This is a genomic window from Mesorhizobium sp. M7D.F.Ca.US.004.01.2.1 (assembly GCF_003997785.1).
Lineage (GTDB): Bacteria > Pseudomonadota > Alphaproteobacteria > Rhizobiales > Rhizobiaceae > Mesorhizobium > Mesorhizobium loti.
The window spans coordinates 1-19251 of record NZ_RZRQ01000024.1 but is presented as its reverse complement, the minus strand read 5'-3'; the positions used below and the strand labels follow the sequence as shown (position 1 = coordinate 19251).

Annotated in this window: 15 protein-coding genes and 1 pseudogene; 10 read left to right on the top strand and 6 right to left on the bottom strand. The window is 63.9% G+C overall.

Going from position 1 to position 19251, the window contains the following annotated elements; genetic code table 11:
• A pseudogene (locus tag EN993_RS37655) lies at positions 1–336 on the bottom strand (D,D-dipeptide ABC transporter permease); the annotation flags it as partial.
• Positions 336–1349 (bottom strand): ABC transporter permease, encoded by a 1014-nt coding sequence (locus EN993_RS06610; RefSeq protein WP_109665892.1) that lies wholly within the window; start codon positions 1347–1349, stop codon positions 336–338. The gene EN993_RS06610 and the pseudogene EN993_RS37655, both read right to left, overlap by 1 nt.
• Positions 1350–1544: 195 nt before the next feature.
• Here EN993_RS06610 and EN993_RS06605 point away from each other — a divergent pair, with 195 nt between their 5' ends.
• From EN993_RS06605 to EN993_RS06585, 5 genes are all read left to right on the top strand, one after another.
• Positions 1545–2354: an IclR family transcriptional regulator gene (locus tag EN993_RS06605; RefSeq protein WP_127262727.1), complete on the top strand. Its 810-nt coding sequence runs from the start codon at positions 1545–1547 to the stop codon at positions 2352–2354.
• A gap of 139 nt (positions 2355–2493) precedes the next feature.
• Positions 2494–3246: an SDR family NAD(P)-dependent oxidoreductase gene (locus EN993_RS06600; protein WP_127262726.1), complete on the top strand. Its 753-nt coding sequence runs from the start codon at positions 2494–2496 to the stop codon at positions 3244–3246.
• Positions 3247–3391: 145 nt separating this feature from the next.
• Positions 3392–4723, top strand: coding sequence for a glucoamylase family protein (locus EN993_RS06595; RefSeq protein ID WP_127262725.1), 1332 nt, complete (start codon positions 3392–3394; stop codon positions 4721–4723).
• Positions 4713–6242: a mercuric reductase gene (locus EN993_RS06590; RefSeq protein ID WP_127262724.1), complete on the top strand. Its 1530-nt coding sequence runs from the start codon at positions 4713–4715 to the stop codon at positions 6240–6242. The genes EN993_RS06595 and EN993_RS06590 overlap by 11 nt, the downstream gene beginning before the upstream one ends.
• Before the next feature lie 220 nt (positions 6243–6462).
• Positions 6463–7671 (top strand): glycosyltransferase family 4 protein, encoded by a 1209-nt coding sequence (locus EN993_RS06585; RefSeq protein ID WP_245468668.1) that lies wholly within the window; start codon positions 6463–6465, stop codon positions 7669–7671.
• 95 nt (positions 7672–7766) lie between these two features.
• Here EN993_RS06585 and EN993_RS06580 read toward each other — a convergent pair whose 3' ends face one another.
• The 4 genes from EN993_RS06580 to EN993_RS06565 form a co-directional block, all read right to left on the bottom strand.
• On the bottom strand, positions 7767–8450 hold the full coding sequence (locus tag EN993_RS06580) for a GntR family transcriptional regulator (RefSeq protein ID WP_127262722.1): 684 nt from the start codon (positions 8448–8450) through the stop codon (positions 7767–7769).
• Positions 8451–8463: 13 nt separating this feature from the next.
• Positions 8464–9360, bottom strand: coding sequence for a dihydrodipicolinate synthase family protein (locus EN993_RS06575; RefSeq protein ID WP_127262721.1), 897 nt, complete (start codon positions 9358–9360; stop codon positions 8464–8466).
• A 196-nt stretch (positions 9361–9556) separates the two neighbouring features.
• Positions 9557–10132 carry a DUF1349 domain-containing protein gene (locus tag EN993_RS06570; protein WP_127262720.1) on the bottom strand — a complete coding sequence of 192 codons (576 nt, stop codon included), beginning with the start codon at positions 10130–10132 and terminating at the stop codon, positions 9557–9559.
• A gap of 98 nt (positions 10133–10230) precedes the next feature.
• Positions 10231–11670, bottom strand: coding sequence for an aldehyde dehydrogenase family protein (locus tag EN993_RS06565; protein ID WP_127262719.1), 1440 nt, complete (start codon positions 11668–11670; stop codon positions 10231–10233).
• A 270-nt stretch (positions 11671–11940) separates the two neighbouring features.
• On the opposite strand from EN993_RS06565, the gene EN993_RS06560 reads away from it, so the two are divergent.
• The 5 genes from EN993_RS06560 to EN993_RS06540 form a co-directional block, all read left to right on the top strand.
• Complete coding sequence (locus tag EN993_RS06560; protein WP_164548563.1) at positions 11941–12600, top strand: TetR/AcrR family transcriptional regulator; 660 nt, start codon at positions 11941–11943, stop codon at positions 12598–12600.
• A gap of 129 nt (positions 12601–12729) precedes the next feature.
• A complete protein-coding gene (locus tag EN993_RS06555; RefSeq protein WP_127262718.1) occupies positions 12730–15141 on the top strand; it encodes an FAD-dependent oxidoreductase in 2412 nt (803 codons plus the stop codon).
• A gap of 82 nt (positions 15142–15223) precedes the next feature.
• On the top strand, positions 15224–16477 hold the full coding sequence (locus EN993_RS06550; RefSeq protein ID WP_127262717.1) for a sarcosine oxidase subunit beta family protein: 1254 nt from the start codon (positions 15224–15226) through the stop codon (positions 16475–16477).
• Positions 16478–16485: 8 nt separating this feature from the next.
• Positions 16486–16752, top strand: coding sequence for a sarcosine oxidase subunit delta (locus EN993_RS06545; protein ID WP_109665870.1), 267 nt, complete (start codon positions 16486–16488; stop codon positions 16750–16752).
• On the top strand, positions 16749–19251 hold a 2503-nt coding region (locus tag EN993_RS06540), incomplete at its 3' end, for a sarcosine oxidase subunit alpha family protein (RefSeq protein ID WP_127262716.1). The genes EN993_RS06545 and EN993_RS06540, both read left to right, overlap by 4 nt.

Below are 19251 nucleotides of genomic sequence, written 5' to 3'. Positions count from 1 at the left end.
GGTCAAGCCGCCGACGAAGCCGGAGATGGCGCCGAGCAGCGAGCCGATGACGACGGCCGAGACGACGACCAGAACCGCGATCGGCAGCGAATGCGCCGCCCCGTGCAAGGTGCGGGCGAGCACATCGCGGCCGAGCGCATCGGTGCCCAGCCAGTGCGCCCAGCTCGGCGGCTGCAGCCGGCGCGCCACCATTTCGAGCGGATCGAATTGAACGACCAGATTGGCGAACGCGGTCATGAACAGCCAGAACAGGATGACGACCGTGCCGATGGCCAAAGGCGCGGTCAGCCATTCGGGAACAGCGGCGGAACGGGGTTTGGTTGCGACCGCCGACATCAGCTCAATCTCACGCGCGGATTGGCCACGACATAAAGTATGTCGGTGATGAGGTTGGTGACCAGGAAGGCGAGGCCGCCGACGATGGTGACACCGATGATTGCCGGAAAGTCGAGCGCGCGTGCCGCCTCGACGGCATAAGAGCCCATGCCCGGCCAGGAAAAGATGGTTTCGGTCAGCACCGCGCCGGTGATCAGATAGGCGAAGGAATAGCCGATGACGGTCAAGGTCGGCACCATGGTGTTGCGCAGCGCATGCACGATGACGACGCGGAATTCGCTCGCCCCCTTGGCGCGCGCGGTGAGCACGAACTCGCGGCTCATCACGTCCAGCATGTTGGCGCGCACCAGCCGCGATATGGTTCCCGACACCGTCCAACCGAGCACGAAGGCCGGCAGAAGCAGGTGCCAGAGTGCGTCCTTGAACACGGTGAGATTGCCGGCCAGCAGGGAATCGATGGTGAGGAAGCCGGTGATGCCGGGCGGCAATGCCAGGCGGGCATCAACCCTGCCCGGCCCCGGCAGCCAGTTCAGCATGACGGAGAAGATGAACAACAGGCCGAGCCCCGACCAAAATACCGGCAGCGACGAGCCGAACAAAGCGAACAGCCGGGCGCCGTGGTCGATCAGGCTGTTGCGGAAATATGCGGCCAGCACGCCAAGCACGATGCCGAGCGTGGTGCCGAAGATCATCGCGGCGAAAACCAGTTCGAGCGTTGCCGGCAAACGGTAGAGAATGTCGGTGCCGACATTGCGCTTGGTGATGAATGAGGTGCCAAGATCGCCGCTCAGCAAATTTCCAAGATATATCATATAGCGTTCCGGCAAGGGGCGATCGAGACCCCAACGGGCTTTGGCGGCGGCCACCACTTCCGGGTTGCTCATCTGTTGTTCGGCAACAATGGCGGTCAGCGGATCGCCCTTGGTCACCGTGGTGATCAGGAACGCGATGGTGACGATGCCGAGCACCAGAAACGGCATTGCGATAAGCCGGCGCAAAATATAGCGAGACACGTGGCTACCTTCACAAGGAGGGGCTTCGTAAGATGGCACAAGGCGCTGGGACATGCCATCGATGGAAGCATATTGACAGCCCGCGAAAGCCCCTGTCAATATAAATGGAATTTAATTTCATTTTTCGACCAGATACAACAGACCGTGCCGGCGGCACCGGCCGACAGGCGGACGACGACGCCAGAAAGACCCAGCGTGCGCAAGCGAGCGACCAGGGACGAGACGGAGCTTGAAGGCGAAGGCGCGCAGCTTTCGTCGTCGCTGGTGCGCGGGCTCGGCATATTGCGCGCCTTCCGACCGGGCGACGCCTCGCTCGGCAACCAGGACATCATTGCCCGCACCGGCCTGCCCAAGGCCACGGTTTCGCGCATCACCTATACGCTGAGCGCGCTCGGCTACCTCCTCTACGACAAGGATCTCGGCCGCTACAGCCTCGGACCGGCAACCGTGGCGCTTGGTTATTCGGCGCTCAGCTCCAGTGCCGTCGTTCACGTCGCCAGGCCGCTGATGCAGCCGCTGGCAGACCTGACGGGAGCGGCGGTGGCGCTCGGCACGCGCGACAGCCTCAACATGGTCTATCTCGCCAATTGCCGGTCGGAGAGCCTTGTCACTCTGCGGCTCAATCCAGGCTCCTACCTGCCGATCTGGAAGACATCGATGGGGCTGGCCTATGCGGCGGCCCTTTCACCCGAGGAGCGCGTCAGCCTTGTGCGGGCTTTGCAGGCGGCGGAGCCGGACAAGGCAGCGCTGATCGCGGCGGCGATCGACGATGCGATCGCCCAGTATGCACGGCAGGGCTTCGTAACGTCGTTCGGCGCCTGGCACAGTTATATCCATGCGGTCGGCGTGCCGTTCCGCCCGCGTGACGGCTCGCCGCTGGTTGCCATCACCTGCGGCGGTATCGGCGAGATCATCACCGAGGATCGCGCGCATGCCGAGATCGGACCGGCGCTGGTGGCTATGGTGAAAGCACTGGGCGACCAGCTCGAGGGAAATCCCGGATAATCCCGGCACGCGATTGGCCCAGACGATCGGCCTTGCATGCCGGCTTGAACTTGCCTGGTGGTGACCGCACAGTCGGCGCCGATGGTATGGCGGTCGCGCGCCGTCGGCGCCCATCGGTTCAGGTGACGGGGGAAATCAGATGCCGATGAGTTTTGCAGGACGGTTCAGCGGTCGGGTTGCGGTCATCACCGGCGGCGCATCGGGCATCGGGTTGGCAGTGGCGCAGAGAATCGTCGAAGAGGGCGGACGGGTTTCGGTCTGGGATCGCGATCCTGCCCAGATCGAACAGGCGAAAGTCGTCATTCCGGGACTGCACGGCGTGGCGGTGGACGTTGCCGATGCGGCAGGGGTTGAAAATGCCGCCGCTCGGGCGATCGAAGCGCTTGGCGGTGTCGATATCCTGGTCACCAGTGCGGCGATCACCGGCCCCAACATGACGACCTGGAATTATACGGTCGAGGATTGGCAGAAGGTCATCGACATCAACATCAATGGCGTCTTCTACTGCAACAAGGCGCTCGTGCCGCACATGCTCGAGCGCAACTATGGCCGCATCGTCAACATCGCCTCGATCGCCGGCAAGGAAGGCAATCCCAACGCCTCCGCCTACAGCACCTCGAAGGCCGCGGTGATCGGCCTGACCAAGTCGCTCGGCAAGGAACTGGCCAAGACCAAGGTGACGGTCAATTGCGTCACACCGGCGGCAGTGCGCACCGCGATCTTCAAGCAGATGAGCCAGGAGCACATCGACTTCATGCTGTCCAAGATACCGATGGCGCGCTTTGGCGAGGTCGAAGAGGTGGCGGCGCTGATCTGCTGGATCGCCTCGGAGGAATGTTCGTTCACGACCGCCGCCGTGTTCGACGTTTCCGGCGGCCGCGCCACCTACTGAGGCAGAGCGAATCTCAATTCCGCGTGACGGTGCAACGAACGGGCGCGTACGGGCGTATAGTTGCAGGCTTCGAATCGACAAGTCGCAACAAGGTAGCGGGAAACCATGACACGGGACGCAGCCATCCGGCGGGAGCTTACTTCTTTTGCTTAGAGCCGAGCCTGCCGCACTGTCCGATGACGAGCTTCTGGACCGCTATCAGCGCGCCGCCTTCGATTATTTCCTCGAGAACGTGAACCACGAAAACGGACTGGTTGCCGATACGTCGCGGCCGAATTCGCCGGCCAGCATCGCTGTCGTCGGCTTCGCGCTGTCCTGCTACCCGATCGGCGTCGAGCGCGGCTGGATGTCGCGCGAGGCGGCGGCGAAGCTGACGCTTGCCGCGCTGCGTTTCTTCTCGACCAGCGCGCAAGGCAATGGCGATGATGTCACCGGCCATAAGGGTTTCTACTACCATTTCCTCGACATGCGGACCGGCCTGCGCGTCTGGCGCTGCGAACTGTCGATGGTGGATACCGCGTTGCTGATATCAGGCATGCTGGTGGCGGCATCCTATTTCTCCGGCGAGGATGAGGAGGAAGCGAGAATCCGAGAACTGGCCGAGGCGCTCTACCGGCGCGTCGACTGGCGATGGGCGCAGGGAAGCACGCCCACCTTGCGGCAGGGCTGGAAGCCGAAGAGCGGCTTTCTCCACTATGGCTGGGAAGGCTACAACGAAGCGACGATCCTCTATGTGCTGTCGATGGCCTCGCCCGACAACCCGACCTCGGACAACAGCTACGAGGGCTGGACGGCGACCTACCAGTGGGAAAACATCTACGGCTACGACGTGCTCTATGGCGGTCCGCTGTTCATGCACCAGTTCTCGCATGCATGGATCGATTTTGCCGGCATCCGCGACGCTTTCATGCGCGAGAAGAACTCGGACTATTTCGAAAACAGCCGCCGCTCGACCTACCTGCACCGCGACTATGCACGCCACAACCCTTACGGCTATGGCGGCTACGACGAGAATCTGTGGGGACTTTCGGCGGGCGACGGCCCGGGCGGCTTTCGCGCCAGCGTGGCGCGACAGCGCCGGCGGTTTTCCGGCTATGCCGCACGCGGCGCGCCGTTCGGACCCGATGACGGGACAATCGCGCCATGGTCCTATCCGGCGTCGCTGCCTTTCGCGCCGGACATCTGCCTGGCGGCCTTGCGCCATCTTGGGGATCGCTATCCCGAGGTGATCGATAATTTCCGGCTGCCGAGCGGCTTCAACCCGACATTGGCGAACCGGCGAAAATTCGGCCGGCATGGCTGGGTGTCGGAAGGCCATTACGGGCTGGATCAGGGCATCGTGGTGATGATGATCGAGAACCATCGGTCAGGGCTGATCTGGAAGCTGATGCGGTCCAACCAGCACATCCGGCGCGGCCTGGGCAAAGCGGGTTTCACGGGTGGATGGCTATCGAGGAACGACGGCGATGGCGCGTGACCGTACCAGGGCTACCGCCTTTCCTGTCGACAGCAACGACATCAATCTGATCAAGAGCGCCCATCCGCCGCACTGGAAGAACCCGCAGCCCGACGGTCCTTACAATCTGGTCGTCATCGGTGCCGGGCCGGCCGGGCTGACCGCCGCCCACGAAGCGGCCGGCCTCGGCGCAAAGGTCGCGCTCATCGAACGCAACCTGATCGGTGGGACCTGTATCAATGTTGGCTGCATCCCGTCGAAATCGATCATCCGCACGGCCAGGCTCTATGCAGATATGCGCGATGCCGAGAATCTCGGCGGTGACACGCCGGACCGTCTTCACGTCGATTTTCAGCGGGCAATGAGACGAATGCGGCAGATCCGGCAGCGCATCAGCCGCGCCGATGCCGCCGCGACCATCGCGTCGAAAGGCATCGATGTCTTTTTCGGCGACGCGCGATTTTCCGGACCGGACACGGTCGCGGTGGCGGGCAAGGCGCTGCATTTCAGGAAGGCGCTGATCGCGACAGGCGCACGCCCGAGGCTGCCGACCATCCCGGGGCTTGCCGAAGCCGGCTATCTCAGCAACGAAACCATGTTCGATCTCACAGAGTGCCCGAAGCGGCTTCTGGTCATCGGCGGCGGACCGCTCGGTTGCGAGGCAGCGCAGGCCTTCTGCCTGCTGGGTGCGAAAGTCATCCTGGCGCAGCGAGAACCGATGTTCCTGCCCGGCGAGGAACGCGACGCCGCCCAGATCCTTTCGGACGCGCTAGCGCGCGAAGGGGTCGAGGTTCGCCTCAACACCGAGGTCGTGGCGGTGCGCACAGGAGGCGGCAAGAAGCTCGCCGACCTGGTGCGCGACGACGACATGATGACGATTTCCGTCGACGAGATCATCACCGGCATTGGCCGTTCGCCCAATGTCGACGGTCTCGACCTGCAGAGCGCCGGGGTGGCATATGACGCCGACGGCATCAAGGTGGACGACTATCTCCGCACCACAAATCCGCGCATCTATGCGGCGGGCGATGTCTGCCTCGACTACAAATTCACCCATACCGCGGAGGCAACAGCCCGCATAGTCGTGCGCAATGCCCTGTTTCTCGGACGCAGCAAACTGAGCGAACTGGTCATTCCGTGGTGCACCTACACCGATCCGGAGATCGCCCATGTCGGCCTCTATCCAGCGGAGGCGCGCCAGAACGGCATCCCGGTCAAGACCTATACGGTGCTGATGCACGATGTCGCCCGTGCCGTGATGGACGGCGAGGAAGAGGGTTTTGTCAAAATCCACGTCAAGGAAGGATCCGACCGTATCCTGGGTGCTACGGTCGTTGCCAGCCATGCCGGCGAGATGATCAATGCGGTGTCGCTGGCCATCAAATGCGGTATGGGATTGCACGCGCTGGCCGACGTCATCCATCCCTTCCCGACGCAGGCGCAAGGCATCAAGAAAGCCGGCGACGCTTATCGGCAGACAAGACTCACCGCATTTTGGAAGCATCTGGCGGGCCGCTGGCTGGCGTGGTCCAGGCGGTGACCGCGCCATACCGGCAGGCATTCCAGCATGCCCGTCGCCAGGCCAGTGCGCCAGACATTCAGAGAGGATACGGCGCTTGACGAAAGCGCCATTCAGCTAAACAAGTCGAAGCTGGTTTTATGGCTGCGGGGCCGTTTTGAATGCCGTCTGGAATACAGTCTTTGGTGCAGCTCCGGGCGTACAGCCCGGAGTGCACGCTTCGAACACCATGAGCTCGCACGTGGCCCTGCCGGCACGGAATGCCGAAAGGCGCACGCTTGTCGTGACCTTCGATCCGGCCTTTCCGCCGACCTCCGGCGCGGACCTGAGAAATCATCGCAACGCAGCATTGGCAGCGGAATTCGGTCCGGTCTGCCTGGTGTCGGTGCGGCCGCAAGCCGTGGAAGCAGCCGATCCGTCGATCCGTACCGAGGCCTTGTCGATCGAAGGAGAAGCCCTCTCCGGCTCGATCGGGTGGTGGCGCATAAGGGCGGAGCACCGCATTTCGCGCTCCGCCTTGACGCGGCTGGAGACACTGGTTCGGGACTTCCGCCCCGACACCGTGCTGGTCGAGGGTATCGGCCTGTTCAAGCTGCTGCGACCTTTGCGAGGGCTGACGAAACAGCTCATCCTCGACATGCACAATGTCGAGTCCGACCTGGCGGGACAGTTGCGGCGCGTCGATGCGAAACGACCCGCCGTGGCGGCGATCACCGCCGGCCTTGGCATCCGGCGTCTCGAGCGAAAGGCGCTTGCCCTTGTCGACAGGATCTGGGTCTGCTCGGGTCAGGATCGCGACAGGCTGATGGCGCTTTCCCGGCACAAGGTGCCGGTCGATGTCGTTCCAAACGGAATTCCCCACACCGCGCACAGTCCCGAAACGCTGCCTGCCGAGCCGGGGGCCGGCAACAGCTTTCCGGTGATCCTGTTTATCGGCCATCTCGGCTATCCGCCAAACATCGATGCCGTCGAGAGGTTAGCCGGCTCCATACTGCCGCGCATCCGGCAAGCCTTGCCGGGTGCGAAACTGGTTCTCGCCGGACGCAACCCAAAACCTGCCGTGCGGGCGCTGGCCGGATTGCCTGGTGTGGAGCTCGTCGAAAACCCCAAGAGCGTCGCGCCGCTCCTGTCCAGGGCGCATCTCAGCATCATGCCGCTTGCGGCAGGCGGCGGCACGCGCATCAAGATTCTGGAAGCGATGGCCTGGGGCGTGCCGGTGATCGCGACGCCGCTGGCCGCCGAGGGTCTGGATCTGGTCGAGAACGAGGAGTTGCTGCTGTCGGATACCGATGAAGGGCTTGCCGACATGGCCTTCGGACTTTGCCTGGACGCTGACCGCAGGGCACGGCAGCGCATCAACGCGCATCAAGCGGTATGGGCAAGGTTCGGCCCGCAAGCCATCCGCAAGGCCGTCCGCGGTGGGCTGGGACTGGACGAGGCTGACGCATGATTCCAACGATCCTCCACCAGACATGGAAGAGCGGTATCGTTCCGCATCGATGTGCCCTGCCGCAACTGGGTTGCCGCGATATTAGCGGATAATCGTCAGGCGGCGGTCTCACTGCGCCGCAACTGGCTGACGATCTCGCCGGCCGCGTCGGCGATATGTTTTCTCAACAAGCGCGCGGTCTCGGCGATATCCTTCCGACGATAGGCCTCGAAGAGCTCGCGATGCTCCTGCAGGGCCTTGGCTTGTGCCTTGGCGGGCTCGATCTGCAGACGCAAATAGCGGTCGGCGGAGTTGTAAAGCGCCTGGACGACGGCCATCGAGCGCGGCCGCATCGAGGGTTCGAGCAATGCGGTGTGGAATGCCCAGTTGAGACGGCTGAGGTCCTTGGGATCATCACCTCGGGCGATGGCAGCCTCATAGGCGCGCATCGATTTTTCGATGGCCGCAATGTCCTGATCCGTCACGTGCCCGATCGCCTTTTCGACCAGGAAAGGCTCAAGCAGCAGACGCGCATCGAAAAGGTCGATCGCATCGTCAGCGGACAACTCCGACACGACCGCGCCGCGATGCGTCCTGATGACGACCAGGCCGTCCGCCTCCAGCTGCAGAAGCGCCTCGCGCACCGGGATCCGGCTCACGCCAAGCTCGGCGGCGATGGCTTCCTGGCGGATCTGATGTCCGCCCGGGTAATCGCCGCCGATGATCCTGGCGGCGATGTACTCGGCGACCATTGCCGTCACGGTCTGGCGCTGCAGCAGCGGCTTGTCGGTGGTGGCCATGGGCGTCCCGTGTTCAGTCCTGCTGCCTGAGCTTTTCGATCGCCGCCTCGATGATGGCGGTGACGCGCGCGCGCTCTTCGCCGACCAGGGGCAGACGCGGCGCGCGGGTCCACTCCGGCGCGCCATAGACGAGATGCTCGGCCATCTTGATGTACTGGACCAGCTTGACATGCGTGTCGAGGTGAAAGGACGGCGTCATGATGCGGTAGAGATCGCGCGCGCCGGCGAAATCGCCGGCCGCGCACAGATTGAAGATGCGGACGCATTGCTTCGGCCATGCATTGGTCATGCCGGACACCCAGCCGGTGGCGCCGAGCGCCATGCTCTCGACGATCTGGTCGTCGACGCCGCAGAAGATATCGAAGCGATCGCCGAGCTCGATGATCATGTCGGTGACCCGGCGCACATCGCCGGTCTCTTCCTTCACGGCAACGATGGTCGGGCAGTCCGCCAGCACCTTCAGGATGGCGGGGGTGACGTCAACGCCATAGGCGATCGGGTTGTTGTAGATCATGATCGGCAGGTCGCTGGCGTTGGCGATCGCCTTGTACCACTCAGCCGTCTCGCGCGGGTCGGTCTTGTAGCCAAGGCTCGGAAACACCATCAGACCTTCGGCGCCGAAATCCTGATACTTGCGCGCGGCTGCGGTTGCGTTGGCCGTCGAAATCTCGGCAAGGCCGGACAGAAGCGGGACACGTCTGGCCACCACGTCCTTCGCCGCCCGGATGACCGCTTCCCGCTCCTGCGGCTGCAATGATGCGTTCTCGCCAAGCATCGGCAGGACGATGATGCCCGACACGCCATTGGCGATCAGACGATCAATGCTCGCTTGCGTCGCCTCGATGTCGATCGAACCATCCTGGTTCAGCTTGGTCGTAACGGCCGGGAACACCCCTCGCCAATGCGTCATCGTTCGGTCTTCCTCTTCAAGTCCATATTGTATGATTGGATCCAATCATACAATATGTGAAAGAGCAAGGTCCAAGGCAATTGCCACGCCCCATTCACGGCGCGGTCGGACAACCCGACGGCGCGCGTGGCAAGTCTTCAAACAGTGACTGTCGTAAAGGTCGAAGTGCTCGCGGTTCGGCGCAAGACCGCACGCCTCAATCGTGCAATTCCCGCGATATCGGCGGCCCCACCGAGAAGCCGGAGAATGTGACCTCGAAACCCTCGCGCTGCGGCGAACAGCACATCATGCCGACATCGACCGTCTTGGAGATCGGAAAGTAGGCTAGCCGCACAGGCTTCCAGTGGCCGTCGGAAGCATCGAGGTACTGGACGCGGATTGTCTCAGCATGACGGGTCAGGCGGATGCTGATGCCGTTCGGGTCGGGAGGGATGGCGACCAGCGACCAGTCGGACGTGTCGTTGGTGACGACGACGGAGAAATAGGAGAGACCGTCGGTGTATTCGATACCGGCCTTGATCCAATGCGTTTCGCTGAGCCGGACCATCAGCCCGGCCTGATCATAGAGCACCTCGTAGTCGCCTTTGATGGTGACTTCGGCGGTGAAATCGCCCTCGACCGGCTGGTGCAGGAAGTGACCGTTGTCGCGCCAGAAACCGTAAAAGGTCTCGCGCCAGAAATCGGTCTCCTTGCCTGTGCGCACACGAACGCTGTCGCCGTTGATGGCGTGGTGCGGCGGCGGGTTGAGCCAGGTCAGGTTCTGCACTGTCATCCCTTCGCCGCTCCAATCTTGATGTGCGTGGCGGGTGGCCGACCCGGTCAGCCCGGCATGATCAGCTGATCAGCCCGGCATGGTCGGCCGATGGCCGATCAGCCAGCGAACGTATAGGCGGTCTTCACCGTGGTGTAGAATTCCGCCGCATAGCGGCCCTGCTCGCGCGGGCCATAGCTCGAGCCCTTGCGGCCGCCGAAGGGGACATGGAAATCGACACCCGCCGTCGGCAGGTTGACCATCACCATGCCGGCCTCCGAATTGCGCTTGAAGTGGGTGGCGTGCTTGAGGCTCGAAGTGCAGATGCCCGAGGTCAAGCCGAAGGGCGTGTCGTTGGCGACGGAAAGCGCCTCGTCATAGTCCTTGACGCGAATGACGCTGGCCACAGGTCCGAAAATCTCCTCGCGCGAACTGCGCATGGCGTTGGTGGCCTCAGTCAGCAATGCCGGCTGCAAGTAGAAGCCCGGCGTCTTGCGATCGAGCCGCTCGCCGCCAAAGGCAAGCGTAGCGCCCTCCCTGACGCCGATGGCGATGTAGTCCTCGTCCTGCTTCAGCTGCGTCGCGTCGACGACCGGACCGATCTGGGTCTGCGCGTCGAGCGCGTCGCCGATGACCAGCTTGCCCATACGATCCTTGAGCGCATCGACGAAACGGTCGTGAATGCCCTCCGTCACAATTAGCCTGGACGAGGCGGTGCAGCGCTGGCCGGTCGAGAAGAAGGCGCCATTGAGCGCGCAATCGACGGCGATCGCGAGGTCGGCATCGTCGAGCACGACCAGCGGGTTCTTGCCGCCCATTTCAAGCTGGAACTTGCGCATGTGCTCGATGCTTGCCGCAGCGACACGCTTGCCGGTACCGACCGAGCCGGTGAAGCTGATGGCGTTAACATCGGGACTGTCGAGCATCGCCTGACCGACCACCGAGCCCTTGCCCATGACGAGATTGAGCACGCCCTTCGGCAAGCCGGCGCGATGCAGGATGTCGACGATGGTCCAGGCACTCTCGGGAACAAGTTCGGCCGGCTTGAAGACGACGGTGTTGCCGTGGGTCAGCGCCGGGGCGATCTTCCAGGCCGGAATGGCGATCGGAAAATTCCACGGCGTGATGATGCCGACCACGCCGACCGCCTCGCGCGTCATCTCGACGCCGACGCCCGGTCGCACGCTCGGTACGACCTCTCCGGTCAAACGCAATGTTTCGCCGGCAAAGAAGTCGAATATCTGGGCAGCGCGAATGGTCTCGCCGATGCCTTCGGCCAGTGTCTTGCCTTCCTCACGCGCCAGATTGCGGCCGATCTCGTCTTTTCGCGCCATGATCTCGTCGGCTGTCTTTTTCAGCACCGCGTGACGCGCCAGCGGACCTGAACGGGACCATGCCGGGAACGCCGCCTTGGCCGCCGCGATCGCCTGTTTGGCCTGCTCGGCTCCCGCCGAGGCATAGTCGCCGACGACGTCACCGGTATCCGAGGGGTTGATGTTGCGCGAACCGGCCTCGCCGACCCATTCGCCATCGATGAGGTTCTGTCGAAACAGCGTCATGTTGTGTGTTCCTGCTGGTTGGCCGCGCGGGCATCTGTCTGAACTGGTATTTGCCAGACAATTGCCTTGCGGGAAAGCAAACACTGAGCCAATGGCCCGCGACAAAAATCCCCTGGCTCTGCGCCACGCCGATGACGCGATGGCCGTAGCGCCCTGTCGACTCAATCCGGCTAACATCCGTGACGCGCCATTTGGAGTTGATCGAATTGCGCTGTACATTAGTGTACACGGCCTTGATTTGCCTGAGGCAGCGTGTCATGCGTCGTTTTGATGGCAGCTCTCGAAACGACGATCCAGCGCGCCGGCGCCACCGGCAACATCAAGGCCACTCGCGAAGACTGGCTGAAGCTTGCGCTTGAAACGTTGATCTCGGATGGCGTCGAACGTGTCCGCGTGCTGACGCTTGGCCAGAAGCTCGATGTGTCGCGTTCCAGCTTCTACTGGTATTTCAAGAGCCGGCAGGATCTGCTCGACCAGTTGCTCGACTACTGGCGGCAGACCAACACCAAATTCATCGTCGAACGCGCCAGGCGGCCTTCCGCGACCGTCATCCGCGGGGTGATGAGCATTTTCGAATGCTGGGTGGACGAAAGGCTGTTCGATCCGCAACTGGATTTCGCGATCAGGGCCTGGGCTCGCCGGTCGCCTGCCATCCGGCGCGCGCTCGACGAGGCCGACGAGGAGCGCGTCAACGCCATTCGCGACATGTTCATGCGTCATGGCTATGACGAGGTGGATGCGTTCGTGCGGGCCCGCGTGCTCTATTTCATGCAGATCGGCTATTACTCACTCGAACTCAACGAACCGATGAGCAGCCGCCTGGCTCAAGTTGCCTCGTATCTGCGCAGTTTTACCGGCCAGGAGCCATCACCCCAGGACGTCGAGGATTTCTCGCGCTACGTCGAGAAAACCGTTCCCCGCAGCCGCTAGCCATCCCCTCGCTCGCATCGTTGTCAATCATGACCACAGCGCCACCGCAGTGCGAAGCCGCGCGAAGCACTAGACACTGATGTACAATGCCACTAGGTTCGTCGCCATGACTGGGTGGAGCGCAACAGAATGAAATCCCAATATAGGGCGATCGTCATCGGCGGCGGCGTGGTTGGGGCCTCGGTGCTCTATCACCTGGCGAAGTTCGGCTGGAGCGACGTCGCGCTGATCGAACGCGAGGTGCTGACCGCTGGATCGAGCTGGCATGCGGCCGGCGGCTTCCATGCGCTGAATGCCGATCCCAACATCGCCGCGCTGCAAGCCTATACGATCGACCTGCTCTCCGAGGTCGAGAAGGAATCGGGCCAGAGCATCGGCATGCACATGACCGGCGGCATCTCGGTCGCCTCGGCGCCGGAGCGCTGGGAATGGCTCAAGGCCTCTTACCGCATCTTCCAGACCATGGGCATCGACGATGTCCATCTGGTCGGCGTCGACGAGATCAAGCAGCGCTGCCCGATCCTGAACACCGACGGCATGCTGGGCGGCCTCTATGCCGCGCGCGAGGGCCATATCGACCCCTCGGGCGTCGTGCACGCCTACGCCAAGGCAGCCAGGCTGCGCGGCGCCGAAATCATCGAGCACAACCGCGTGCGGGCACTCAACCGCCGCGCCGACGGCTGCTGGGACGTGGTCACCGAGAAGGGCACGGTGATTGCCGAGCACGTCGTCAATGCCGGCGGGCTGTGGGCCAAGCAGGTCGGCCGGATGGCCGGCATCGACCTGCCGGTATCGCCGATGGAGCACCATTACCTCGTCACCGAGGCGCTGCCCGAAATCCAGGCGCTGGACAAGGAATTGCCGCTGATCGTCGATCTCGAAGGCTTCACCTATATGCGCCAGGAGCAGAAGGGCCTGCTGCTCGGCATCTACGAGATCAACCACAAGCACTGGAACATGGACGGCGCGCCGTGGGACTACGGCATCGAACTGATCCAGGAAGACACCGACCGCATCGCCGACGAGCTGGCGCTCGGCTTCAGCCGTTACCCTTGCCTCGAGAATGCCGGCATCAAGCGCTGGGTGAACGGCGCCTTCACCTTTTCGCCGGACGGCAATCCGCTGGTCGGTCCGGTGCGCGGCGTGCCCAACTACTGGGTGGCGTGCGGCGTCATGGCCGGCTTCCTGCAAGGCGGCGGCGTCGGCAAGTCGCTGGCCGAATGGATGATCCATGGCGAGCCGGAAGCCGACGTTTACGGCATGGACATCGCCCGCTACGGCGACTTCGCCTCCAACCGCGAATACATCAGGCAAACCACCGGGCAATTCTATTCGCGTCGCTTCGTCATGAGCTATCCGAACGAGCAGCTGCCGGCGGGACGGCCCTTGAAGACGGCCGGCGCACATGACGCCATGGACGCCGCCGGTGCGCGCTGGGGCAATTCCTGGGGCATGGAAGTGCCTCTCTATTTCGCGCCGCAAGGCTTCGTCGAGACACCGACGCTGAAGCGCTCCAACGCCTTCGACATCGTCGCGAAGGAGTGCCGCAAGGTGCGCGAAGGCGTCGGCCTGCTCGATATATCAGCCTTCTCGCGCTACGAGATCACCGGGCCGCAGGCCGAGGCCTGGCTCGATCGGCTGCTTGCCTGCGCGCTGCCCAAGCCAGGACGCGCCAAACTCGCGCCAATGCTGGGCGAAAACGGCAAGCTCAAGGGCGACCTCACCGTCTTCAACTGGGGCGATGGCTCCTGGTGGATCATGGGTTCCTACTATCTGCGCCAGTGGCACATGCGCTGGTTCGAACAGCATATGAGCGACGGCGTCACCGTCCGCGACATCTCGGACACGGTCGTCGGCTTCTCGCTCGCCGGCCACAATGCGCGGCGGCTGCTCGAGCGGCTGACACACCAGGACGTTTCGCACGGGGCTTTCGGTTTCCTCGCCTGCAGGACGCTGGATGTCGGGCTGGTGCGGGCCAAGGTCGGGCGGCTGTCGGTCATCGGCGAGCTTGGCTACGAGATCCATTGCCAGGCCAATGAGCATGCGGGCCTGCGCCGCGCGCTGCTGGCGGCAGGCAAGGATCTGGGCGTGACCGAATACGGCTTCGGCGCGGTCAATTCGCTGCGGATCGAAAAGAGTTTTGGAATCTGGTCGCGCGAGTTCACGCAGGACTATACGCCCGCCGAGACCGGCATGGACCGCTGGGTTGCCTTCGACAAGGGCGACTTCATCGGGCGTGAGGCGGCCCTGAAAGAGCAGCAGGCTCCATCGAGGCGCACGCTGGTGACGCTCGAGATCGACGCTGCGGACGCCGATGCCAGTGGCTACGAGCCGGTCTGGAACAAGGGCAGGCTTGCCGGCTTCGTCACCTCCGGCGGCTATGGCCATACGATCGGCAAGAGCCTCGCCATGGCGCTAGTCGAGCGCGAGGCGGCCGATATCGATACGCAGTTGACAACCCACATCGTCGGCGTCGAAAGAGGTGCGCGCGTCATCGCTTCGTCACCCTACGATCCACTGGGCAAGGCGATGCGGGCATGACCGATCGAACCGGCGCCATCGATGCAAAAGACCATGCGATGATCCACGCTTCTCCCTCGAAATCAGGCCTGTCCTGTACGCCATGACCATACGCTATTCCGCCCTGTCGCTGTTCAAGGAGGGCCTGGCCGGCCAGACCGGCTGGCGGCCGGCCTGGCGCTCACCCGAGCCGAAGCCGTCCTACGATGCGATCGTCATCGGCGGCGGCGGCCATGGCCTGGCGACCGCCTATTACCTGGCAAAGAACCACAACATCGCTCGAGTCGCGGTGCTGGAAAAGGGCTGGATCGGCGGCGGCAACACCGGCCGCAACACCACCGTGGTGCGCTCCAACTATTATTATCCCGAAAGCGTCGAACTCTACGGGCTGGCACACCGGCTCTATGAGGGGCTGGGCAAGGATTTGAATTACAACGTCATGCTGTCGCAGCGCGGCATGGTCAATCTGTGCCACTCGACCGCCGAAATGGAGATCGGCGCGCGCACCGTCAACGCCATGCAGATCAACGGCATCGATACCGAGCTGTTTTCACCTGACGATGTGCGCCGGGTGGCGCCGATCTACAATTTTTCAGCCGATGCGCGCTTCCCGGTGTTCGGCGGTATCTGGCAAGGTAGGGCCGGAACGGCGCGCCATGACGCGGTCGCCTGGGGCTATGCGCGGGCCGCAAGCCGGCTCGGTGTCGACATCATCCAGAACTGCGAGATCACCGATTTCATCATCGAGGGCGGCCGCTGCCGCGGCGTCCAGACGACACGTGGCGCGATCCGTGCCGACCGCATCGGCATGGCGGTGGCCGGGCATTCCTCGGTGCTGGCGGCCAAGGCCGGTTTTCGGCTGCCGATCAATTCCTACGCGCTACAAGCCTGCGTTTCCGAGCCGGTCAAGCCGATCCTCGACACAGTGGTGCTGTCGCCAGGCTGCGGCGTCTATGTCAGCCAGTCGGACAAGGGCGAGATCGTCATTGGCGGCGGCCTGGACCGCATCCCCTCCTATGCGCAACGCGGCAATCTGCCGACGCTGGAGACGGTGATTGCCGGCCTGCTGGAGATGTTCCCTATCTTTGGCCAGCTCAAGCTGATGCGGCAATGGGCTGGCATTGTCGATGTCGTGCCGGATTCTTCGCCGATCATCGGCGAATCGCCGCTGCCCGGCCTGTTCCTGAATTGCGGCTGGGGCACGGGCGGCTTCAAGGCCATTCCCGCCGGCGGCACGCTGCTGGCGCAATTGCTGGCGTCAGGCAAACACAACGACATCAGCCGTCCGTTTGACCTGGATCGCTTCGCCAGCGGGCGGCTGATCGACGAAGCGGCCGGCTCCGGCATCGCGCATTAGAGGATTTTATGCAGATCTTTCCTTGCCCATTCTGCGGCCCGCGTGACGAGACCGAGTTCCACTTTGGCGGCGATGCCGGCAACATCAGGCCGGATGGCGCCGACGTGCCGATCGATCGCTGGGCTGATTACCTCTATCTGCGCACCAACCCGAAAGGCACGGCGCGCGAGATTTGGGTTCACATGAACTGCGGCGAGTTCTTCGTCATGGAGCGTGACACGGTCAGCCACAAGGTGCTGTCCTCGGCCGCTCTCGGCGGGGAGCACGCGGCGTGACCGCCTCGCGTCTAGCCACCGGCGGCAGCGCCATCGACCGCTCGCGCCCGATCCGCTTCAGCTTCGACGGGGCTACGGTGCACGGTTTTGCCGGCGACACCATCGCCTCGGCATTGCTGGCGGGTGACGTCGCGGTCGTCGGCCGCAGCTTCAAATATCACCGGCCGCGCGGTATCTGGGGCGCAGGCGTGGAAGAACCGAACGCACTGGTCGATATCGGCGGCCCGCGGGCGACGCCCAACACGCGCGCCACGACCGAGCTGGCGCGCGACGGGCTGGTGGCGAGAAGCGTCAACGCCACGCCCAGCGCGCTGGCCGACCGCAACGCCTTCCTCGACCGTTTTGCGCGCTTCATTCCGGCGGCGTTCTACTACAAGACCTTCATGTGGCCGGACTGGCACAGGTTCGAGCCGCGCATCCGCGCCATGGCGGGGCTGGGCAAGGTCGATGCGGACTGGACCTCGCCGGGCACAGCGGACCAGATCAACCATCATTGCGACGTGCTGGTGGTGGGCGCGGGACCGGCGGGGCTGGCGGCGGCAAGACTGGCCTCAGGTGCTGGTCTGACCGTCACACTGGTCGACGACCAGCAGAACCCCGGCGGATCGCTCGGCCATCGTGCCGGTGAGATCGACGACAAACCGGCGGTCGCTTGGATTGCGGAGACGGTTGCAGCACTTGGCTCGGCCGGCCAGCTGATCCTGCCTTCGACCACCGCCTTCGGCATCTACGACCACAATCTGGTCGGTCTGAACCAGCGCCATCTCGACGGCCGGCCAGATACGCTGTGGCGGGTCAGGCCGCGCCAGATCGTGCTGGCGACCGGCGCCATCGAGCGGCCGCTGCCTTTCGCCAACAACGACCTGCCGGGCATCATGTCGGCGGATGCGGCGCTCGCCTATCTCAGGCGCCATGCCGTACTTGTCGGCCGCCGCATTGTCGTCGCCACCAACAATGACAGCGCTTATGAAACGGCAGGGGCGCTTGCCGAGGCAGGCGCTGAAGTCACGCTTGTCGACCTGCGGCGCGACGGCACGCCTAACGCGCCCGCCAATGTCCGGCTGGTCAAAGGGCGCGCCCTGGCTTCCGCTAGTGGCAGGCTGCGCGTCGAGGGCGTGACGCTCGACGACGGCACGAGGTTGGATACCGATTGCTTGCTGATCTCCGGCGGCTGGACGCCAACCATTCATCTGTTCGGCCAGGCCAAGGGCAAGCTCGCCTGGAGCGAGACGCGCGCCGCCTTCCTGCCCGGCGATCCGGTCGACGGCATCGCCGTGGCAGGTGCCGCAGCCGGCGCGGTTTCCTTGTCGGAGGTGTTTGCTGGCGCCGGCACCGCCGTTGCATCGCTCGGCCAGACGAAGGCTGCCCTACCGCGCAGCACCGGACCGGAGGCGACGGGCGGCATCCACCCGGCATGGCCGATTCCGGGCTCGAAGGGACGCATCTGGATCGACTATCAGAACGACGTGACGGTGAAGGACGTCGAGCTTGCGGCGCGGGAAAACTTCGTCTCGGTCGAACATCTGAAGCGCTACACCACGCTCGGCATGGCGACGGACCAGGGCAAGACCTCCAACCTGCCCGGCCTGGCGCTGATGGCCGGGATCACCGGCCGTACGGTGCCGGAGGTAGGCACCACCACCTATCGGCCGCCGTTCACGCCGGTGCCGCTGGCAAGCTTTGCCGGCGCGCGCGTCGGCGAATTGATGGCGCCGGTGCGGCGGCTGCCGCTGGAGAGCGTGCATCGCGCCAGCGGCGCTGTCTTCCAGGAATATGGCGGCTGGCTGCGCCCGGCCCACTATGGCGGCAACGCGGACGCGGAGCGTTCGATCGCGGACGAGGCGCGACGCGCCCGCCAGTCTGTGGCGCTGTTCGATGGTTCGACGCTCGGCAAGATCGAGGTGATCGGGCCGCAGGCGGCTGCGTTCGTCGATTTTCTCTATTACAACACCATGTCGACGCTGAAGCCGGGCCGCTGCCGCTATGGCTTCATGCTGTCGGAGAATGGCGTGGTCTTCGACGACGGCGTGCTGGTGCGGCTCGACGAACATCGCTTCGTCGTCTCGTGCTCGTCCTCGCATGTCGCTGCCGTGCACGCCCGGCTGGAAGAATGGCGCCAGGACCGGTTTGGCCGCGGCGCGGTCTACATCCACAACGCCACATCAGACATGGCAACGCTGACCGTTTCGGGGCCGAACGCCCGAAAACTACTCGAAACTCTGGATCTCGGTCTTTCGCTCGACGATGCCGACCTGCCGCATATGGCGGTCGGTCATGGCACCTATGGCGGCGACGAAGTCCGCATCGCGCGTGTCAGCTTCACCGGCGACCGGAGCTACGAAATCTCGATCCGGGCGGATCGCGCCGAGCCGTTATGGGCGCAACTGCGCCAGGCCGGCCAGGCGTTCGACGTCGTCGTCATCGGCCTCGAAGCGCTGATGATCCTGCGCGCCGAGAAAGGCTTTATCGTCATCGGCAAGGACACCGACGGCACCACGC

What these genes read in the sequence shown, in the direction of transcription:
- EN993_RS06575 (WP_127262721.1), bottom strand. Translation starts at nt 9,360, where the DNA reads ATGACGCATTGGCGAGGGGTGTTCCCGGCCGTTACGACCAAGCTGAAC.
- EN993_RS06565 (WP_127262719.1), bottom strand. Translation starts at nt 11,670, where the DNA reads ATGACGCTGTTTCGACAGAACCTCATCGATGGCGAATGGGTCGGCGAG.
- EN993_RS06555 (WP_127262718.1), top strand. Translation starts at nt 12,730, where the DNA reads ATGAAATCCCAATATAGGGCGATCGTCATCGGCGGCGGCGTGGTTGGG.
- EN993_RS06570 (WP_127262720.1), bottom strand. Translation starts at nt 10,132, where the DNA reads ATGACAGTGCAGAACCTGACCTGGCTCAACCCGCCGCCGCACCACGCC.
- EN993_RS06590 (WP_127262724.1), top strand. Translation starts at nt 4,713, where the DNA reads ATGGCGCGTGACCGTACCAGGGCTACCGCCTTTCCTGTCGACAGCAAC.
- EN993_RS06580 (WP_127262722.1), bottom strand. Translation starts at nt 8,450, where the DNA reads ATGGCCACCACCGACAAGCCGCTGCTGCAGCGCCAGACCGTGACGGCA.
- EN993_RS06545 (WP_109665870.1), top strand. Translation starts at nt 16,486, where the DNA reads ATGCAGATCTTTCCTTGCCCATTCTGCGGCCCGCGTGACGAGACCGAG.
- EN993_RS06560 (WP_164548563.1), top strand. Translation starts at nt 11,941, where the DNA reads ATGGCAGCTCTCGAAACGACGATCCAGCGCGCCGGCGCCACCGGCAAC.
- EN993_RS06550 (WP_127262717.1), top strand. Translation starts at nt 15,224, where the DNA reads ATGACCATACGCTATTCCGCCCTGTCGCTGTTCAAGGAGGGCCTGGCC.
- EN993_RS06600 (WP_127262726.1), top strand. Translation starts at nt 2,494, where the DNA reads ATGCCGATGAGTTTTGCAGGACGGTTCAGCGGTCGGGTTGCGGTCATC.